Genomic DNA, 6,162 nt, shown 5'->3' on the forward strand with positions numbered 1-6,162 from the left:
TCAGTGCGCGGCCCACTGGATGGTGCGCAGATCGATACCCTCCTGGTGCATGTCCCAGAGCGGGCTGAGTTCGCGCAGCCTGGAAACGGTGGCGGTGACAAGCCGGATCACTTCATCGACTTCCGCCTCGGTGGTGTAGCGGCCCAGCGTGAAGCGAATCGAGCTGTGCGCCAGCTCATCGCTGCGGCCGAGCGCACGCAGCACGAACGATGGCTCGAGCGAGGCCGAGGTGCAAGCGGATCCGGAAGAGACGGCGACACCCTTGATGCCCATGATCAGGGATTCGCCTTCGACGAAGTTGAAGCTGATATTCAGGTTGTGCGGGATTCGCTGCCGCAGGCTCCCGTTCACATAGACTTCGTCGAGTTGCGTCAGCCCCGCCAGCAACCTGTCCCTCAAGGCCCCGACGCGGCCTGCCTCTTCTGCAAGCTCCACCCTCGCAAGCCTGAACGCTTCGCCCATGCCCACGATCTGGTGCGTCGGCAGGGTGCCTGAGCGCATGCCGCGCTCATGTCCGCCGCCGTGGATCTGCGCCTCGAGGCGGATCCTGGGCTTGCGCCGCACATAGAGCGCGCCGATCCCCTTGGGGCCATAGACCTTGTGCGCGGTCACGGTGAGCAGATCGATCTTGAGCGCAGCGAGGTCAATGGGGATCTTGCCCGCCGCCTGCACCGCGTCGCAATGGAACACGATGCCCGCCGCGCGGCAGATCTCGCCGATCTGCGCAACCGGCTGGATGACGCCGATCTCATTGTTGACCATCATCACCGACACCAGGATCGTATCCGGCCGCAAGGCAGCGCGCAGCGCGCCGAGATCGATCAGGCCGTCTTCCTGCACCTCGAGATAACTTACCTCGAATCCTTGCCTCTCGAGTTCGCGGCAGGTATCGAGCACGGCCTTGTGCTCGGTCCTGACGGTGACAATGTGCCTTCCCTTGCCGCGATAGAAATGCGCCGCACCMTTGATGGCGAGGTTGTTGCCTTCCGTCGCGCCGGATGTCCAGACGATCTCCCGCGGATCGGCATTCAGCAGTGCCGCCACATGGGAGCGTGCCGTCTCCACCGCTTCCTCGGCATGCCATCCGTAGGCATGGCTGCGCGAAGCAGGATTGCCGAAATGCTGGTGCAGGAAGGGCACCATTTCATCGACGACCCGTCTGTCGACAGGCGTCGTCGCACTGTAATCCATATAGATCGGATAGGTCCTGGGTGCTGTGTGCATGCTGCTTCTACGCTGACGGCTGATGGGTTGGCGTCGCAGGGAAGAGCGATCCCTGCGCGGGAAAGTGGAGCGGAGTCTAGCACCGCGCGCGCTCCATCTGCGCTGGCGCCACACCGGCGGTAGGGTTGTTGGATGGCCCTGGCGTGGTCCGCCTGCAGTCACCCGAAATCCGGAGACGATCGTCCAGCCCTTGTGCAGCAAGGCTTTGCGGCGCAAATCCGGTCCGCCAGCGTAGCGCGCTCCCGCTCCTCCTAGGGTTTTTACCAACTTGAATAGCAGTGTTGCATAGCATTCAATAACACCTAATTTACAAAGGTAATAAACAAAGCAACAAGGCAACGACAACATGTGTAGGAGTAGCGATGTCTGAGTCATCTGTCGGTACCGGCTTCGACGCCGAAGCGCAGCGCCGCTTCAGGAATGCGCTGGCAATGTTCGCGACGGGCGTGGCGGTGATCACCGCGCCCAGGGAGGAGATGCCGGTCGGCATCACGGTCGCGTCGTTCAACTCGGTTTCCCTCGATCCGCCTCTGGTCCTGTTCTCGGTGGATCGCCGCTGCCTGAGCCTGGCGGACCTATACACGGCGCCGCGCTACGCGGTCAACGTGCTCGCCGAGGCCCAGCAGGATATGTCGAACCGGTTTGCGAAGGCGAACTCCGGGAAGTGGGAAGGCATCGACTATTCGGCGCGCGACAGCCGCGGCCACGTGCTCCTGCCCGACGCCCTGGCCGCCTTCGAATGCGAGCCGTATGCGCAGCATGACGGTGGCGATCACGTGATCTTCATCGGGCGGGTGATCCGCTATCAGGCCCGGCATGACGGCCGGCCCCTGATCTTCTTTGGCGGCAGGTACCGGGCACTCGAGAGCAGCCCGGCAGCCGCCTGAATCCACAGCAAGCAGGCAATCAGGAGAAAAGACATGGTTAAGACCGGAAACCAGCACATCGAGATGCTGCGCGATGGCCGAGAGGTCTATCTGGACGGCAAGCGCGTGACCGACGTCACGAGCCACCCGGCGTTCCGCAACTCGATTCGCAGCTACGCCAATCTCTACGATTTCCAGGCGCGCCCGGAGAACATCGGGAAGATGACGTTCCAGCCCGAGGGCACGCACAAGCGCGTGAGCCGGATCTGGGAATTGCCGACCAGCTACAACGAACTGGTCGAGCGCCGCCAGATGCTGGAGGCCTGGACCGAGCTGCACTACGGCTTCATGGGCCGCTCTCCCGACCACGTCGCCTCCTGCATATCGGGCATGTATATGGGGATCGACGTGTTCGAGCAGGCCGACCCCGCACGCGCCGGCGCCTTGCGCGACTACTACAGGTACGCCCGCGACAACGACCTGTTCCTGACCTACGTCATCGTGAATCCGCAGGCGAACCAGTCCAAGTCGGCACATGAGCAGGAAGACAAGTATCTCGCCGTCGGGATCGTGGACCAGGACGCCGAGGGCATCACGGTCAGGGGCGCGAAGATGCTGGCCACCAGCGGGATCATGGCCAACGAGGTCTTCTGCAGCTGCATCCAGCCGCTGCGCGAGGGCGACGACATGTACGCGCTGTCCTTCGCCGTGCCGATGAACACGAAGGGGCTGAAGGTGATGTCCCGCAAGTCGTACGAGGAGAACGCTACCTCGGTCTTCGACAACCCGCTGGCAAGCCGCTATGACGAGAACGACGCCGTTCTCTACTTCGACGATGTGAAGGTGCCCTGGGAGCGGATCTTCGTCGCGGGCGACGTCGCGATGTGCGCGAAGCAGTTCCATGCCACGCCGGCGCACAGCTACCAGAACTATCAATGCCAGGTTCGCCTGATGGTGAAGCTGCGCTTCCTGGTCGGGATCGCGCTCAAGATCACCGAAGTCAACGGCACGAACAGCTTCCCGCAGGTCAGGGAGATGCTCGGCCAGCTTGCCGCCGAGGCCGGGATGGTCGAAGCGTGGGTCTACGCCATGGAGGCCAAGGGGCAGGTCAACAACAATGGCTACTACATTCCCGATCGCAGCATGCTGTATGGCTCGCAGGTCCTGACCCAGCAGCTCTATGCAAAGGTGCTCGGCACGCTGCGCGAGCTGGCCGGTGGCGGCATGATCATGCTGCCGTCGAGCATCAATGACTTCGCGAATCCCGCGCTGGCGGAAATCATTGCGAAGACGCAGAAGTCGCCCGCCTGCAGCCCCGAGGAGCGGGTCAAGTTCTTCAAGCTGGCATGGGACGCGGTCGGCTCAGAGTTCGCGTCGCGCCACAACCAGTACGAGATGTTCTACGCCGGCGCCTCCTTTGTCACCAAGGGGCATGCCTACCGGACCTACGACTGGAAGGGTGCCGCGAATCTGGTCGACAACATGCTGGGCAGCTATTCCCTCGACGGCGAGTTGGCCCGCCTGGCCCAGGCCGCCTGAGCTGACCTTCAACGCAGTCCCCTTCGCGCTATCCATCACCACACCTACGGAGATCAACATGGCGATCAACAAACTCCACGACGAGTTCCACTCCCTGGACCTTGCATCCGGCTGGGAGGTCCCGCACGGCTATCCCTCGGGCATCCAGCAGAAGATCCTGTCCGGCTCGCTCGACGAGCGCGGCCGCAGCGGCAGCCGTACCCGCCTGCTGCGCTTCCAGCCCGGCGTGTTTACTACCTCGCCGTTCGTTCACGAGTACTGGGAGGAAGTCTATCTCGTGAGCGGCGACCTGACCGTCGGCAACGACGTCAACGGAGAGGGCGGCGAAGCCTTCGCGCCCAACACCTACGCTTGCCGTCCGCCCGGCGCATTCCACGGTCCGTTCAAGTCGGACGGCGGCTGCATGCTGCTGGAAATCCACTACTTCGACCCCGCCTGATCGTGGCCCCGACCCTGGAAGCGACGCTGCACCTGCTGGCGAGCGGTGGCGCAAATGCAAAGTCCTTGCTGGCATCGTGCGTCGAGCGGATCTGCAATCCCGCCGGCGAAGGCGGGCGGGTCTTTCCGCACGGCGTCAGCATGGCGGCGCGAAAGCAGGCCGCGGCCTGCGACATGCTGCGCGAGCAGGGCGTTGCCGGCCCGCTCGCCGGCGTGCCGCTCTCGGTCAAGGATCTGTTCGACGTGCAAGGCGATGTCACGCGGGCCGGCGCCCGCGTGTTGCCGGAAGTGCCTGCCAGCCACGATGCGCTCGCCATCGGGCGCCTGCGGGCGGCGGGTGCCGTCTTCGTCGGTCGCACCAACATGAGCGAATTCGCTTACTCGGGCGTCGGCATCAATCCGCACTATGGCACGCCGCGGAATCCCTTCGACCGCTCCGCGGCACGCATCCCGGGCGGATCGTCCGCCGGGGCCGCGGTCTCGGTCACCGACGGCATGGCTCTTGCCGCGATAGGCTCGGATACCGGCGGGTCCTGCCGCATTCCGGCAGCCCTGTGCGGCATCACCGGTTTCAAGCCCACGGCGAGCCGCGTGCCGTTGCGTGGCACCGTGCCCCTGTCGTCCAGCTACGACTCGGTCGGCTGCCTGGCCAGCACGGTGGCGTGTTGCGCCGCCATCGACGCCGTGATGGCCGGCGAGGACCTGGCTGCGCTGAAGCCGGTGCCGGTGGCAGGCCTGCGCCTGGCGGTACCGGCCGGGCTGGTACTCGAAGGCATGACGGACGAAGTGGCGCAGACGTATAAACGCGCCCTGTGCCGGCTTTCGGCGGCGGGCGCATTGCTGCGGGACGTTTGGTTCGACAGCTGGAACAGTCTTGCCGAAATCGGCGCCGACGGCGGGCTTGTCGCAGCGGAAGCCAGCGCCTGGCATGGCGACCTGATGGCAGCGCATGCCGGGCGCTACGATCCCCGCGTATTGTCGCGCATCCGCCTGGCTGACGGCCAGCGTGCCGCCGACTACCTGCGCATGCTCAAGCGCCGGGCCGCGCTGTGCCGGCAGGCGGACGCGGAACTGACCGGCTTTGACGCCGTGGTCCTGCCCACCGTGCCGATCGTGGCTCCCCGCATCGCCGATCTCGACGATGACGAGGCGTTCTTCAAGACCAATCGGCTGCTACTGCGCAACCCCGCCATCGCCAACATGCTCGACCTGTGTTCGCTGTCCGTTCCTTGCCATCGGCCGGGAGACGCGCCTGTCGGCCTGATGCTGTTCGGCCGCCACCTGGCCGACCGCAGGCTGCTGGCCATCGGCATGGGTGTGGAGAAGGTGCTGCAGCAGGACCGGCGCTAGGCAAGCACCGGCGACGATTCCAGACGCAACGAAAAAACACAGAGGAGACATCATGCCTGCAATGCGTTTCGGTGCGGCCATCCTGGCCAGCGCCACTGTTTGTGCCGCCCCCGTGGGAGCGGCGGAGCCAGCCCGGATCAGCGACGGCGTGGTCAAGATCGGCGTCCTGACCGACATGTCATCGATATTCTCCGATATCGGCGGCAAAGGGTCGGTCGTGGCGGCGCAAATGGCCGTGGAGGATTTCGGGGGCACGGTGCTGGGCGCGCCGGTCCAGGTGGTCCACGCCGATCACCAGAACAAGACGGACGTCGCCGCGACCATCGCCCGCGGCTGGTTCGACAACCAGAAGGTCGACATCATCCAGGACGCGCTGCCGTCGTCGGTGGCGCTGGCGGTGTCCAACCTGGGCAAGGTCAAGCACAAGATCGTCATCGCGAGCGGCGCCGGCACGACCCGGCTGAGCAACGAAGACTGCTCTGCCTATACGATCCAGTATTCGTACGACACCTATGCATTCGCCGCCAACACCGTCAAGGCGCTGACAAAGGGCGGGGACAACAGCTGGTACTTCCTGACCGTCGACTATGCCCTCGGCGCATCGCTCGAGAAGGATGCGACCGACGCGCTGGGCAGCGTCGGCGGCAAGATGGCGGGCAAGGCCAGGCACCCGATCAATTCCGCCGACCTGTCGTCCTACCTGCTCCAGGCCCAGGCGTCCGGCGCGAAGGTGATCGGCCTTGCC

Annotated in this window: 6 protein-coding genes; 5 read left to right on the top strand and 1 reads right to left on the bottom strand. The window is 64.8% G+C overall.

Going from position 1 to position 6,162, the window contains the following annotated elements; translation table 11 throughout:
- Window positions 1-1,224, bottom strand: a complete 1,224-nt coding sequence (locus AC1DK4_RS35670) for an IscS subfamily cysteine desulfurase (protein WP_477132107.1) — start codon at window positions 1,222-1,224, stop codon at window positions 1-3.
- Between the two features lie 362 nt (window positions 1,225-1,586).
- On the opposite strand from AC1DK4_RS35670, the gene AC1DK4_RS35675 reads away from it, so the two are divergent.
- The 5 genes from AC1DK4_RS35675 to AC1DK4_RS35695 form a co-directional block, all read left to right on the top strand.
- The gene (locus AC1DK4_RS35675) at window positions 1,587-2,111 is read left to right on the top strand and encodes a flavin reductase family protein (protein WP_441614698.1); all 525 of its coding nucleotides are present in this window, start codon (window positions 1,587-1,589) and stop codon (window positions 2,109-2,111) included.
- 33 nt (window positions 2,112-2,144) lie between these two features.
- Window positions 2,145-3,629: a 4-hydroxyphenylacetate 3-hydroxylase family protein gene (locus AC1DK4_RS35680; protein ID WP_441614696.1), complete on the top strand. Its 1,485-nt coding sequence runs from the start codon at window positions 2,145-2,147 to the stop codon at window positions 3,627-3,629.
- A 58-nt stretch (window positions 3,630-3,687) separates the two neighbouring features.
- On the top strand, window positions 3,688-4,068 hold the full coding sequence (locus AC1DK4_RS35685) for a cupin domain-containing protein (RefSeq protein WP_441614694.1): 381 nt from the start codon (window positions 3,688-3,690) through the stop codon (window positions 4,066-4,068).
- Between the two features lie 2 nt (window positions 4,069-4,070).
- Window positions 4,071-5,417 carry an amidase gene (locus AC1DK4_RS35690; RefSeq protein WP_441614692.1) on the top strand — a complete coding sequence of 449 codons (1,347 nt, stop codon included), beginning with the start codon at window positions 4,071-4,073 and terminating at the stop codon, window positions 5,415-5,417.
- Window positions 5,418-5,469: 52 nt separating this feature from the next.
- On the top strand, window positions 5,470-6,162 hold a 693-nt coding region (locus tag AC1DK4_RS35695), incomplete at its 3' end, for an ABC transporter substrate-binding protein (protein ID WP_477132106.1).

It is taken from the genome of Cupriavidus sp. 05N38, from assembly GCF_056397345.1.

What these genes read in the sequence shown, in the direction of transcription:
- AC1DK4_RS35685 (WP_441614694.1), top strand. Translation starts at nt 3,688, where the DNA reads ATGGCGATCAACAAACTCCACGACGAGTTCCACTCCCTGGACCTTGCA.
- AC1DK4_RS35680 (WP_441614696.1), top strand. Translation starts at nt 2,145, where the DNA reads ATGGTTAAGACCGGAAACCAGCACATCGAGATGCTGCGCGATGGCCGA.
- AC1DK4_RS35675 (WP_441614698.1), top strand. Translation starts at nt 1,587, where the DNA reads ATGTCTGAGTCATCTGTCGGTACCGGCTTCGACGCCGAAGCGCAGCGC.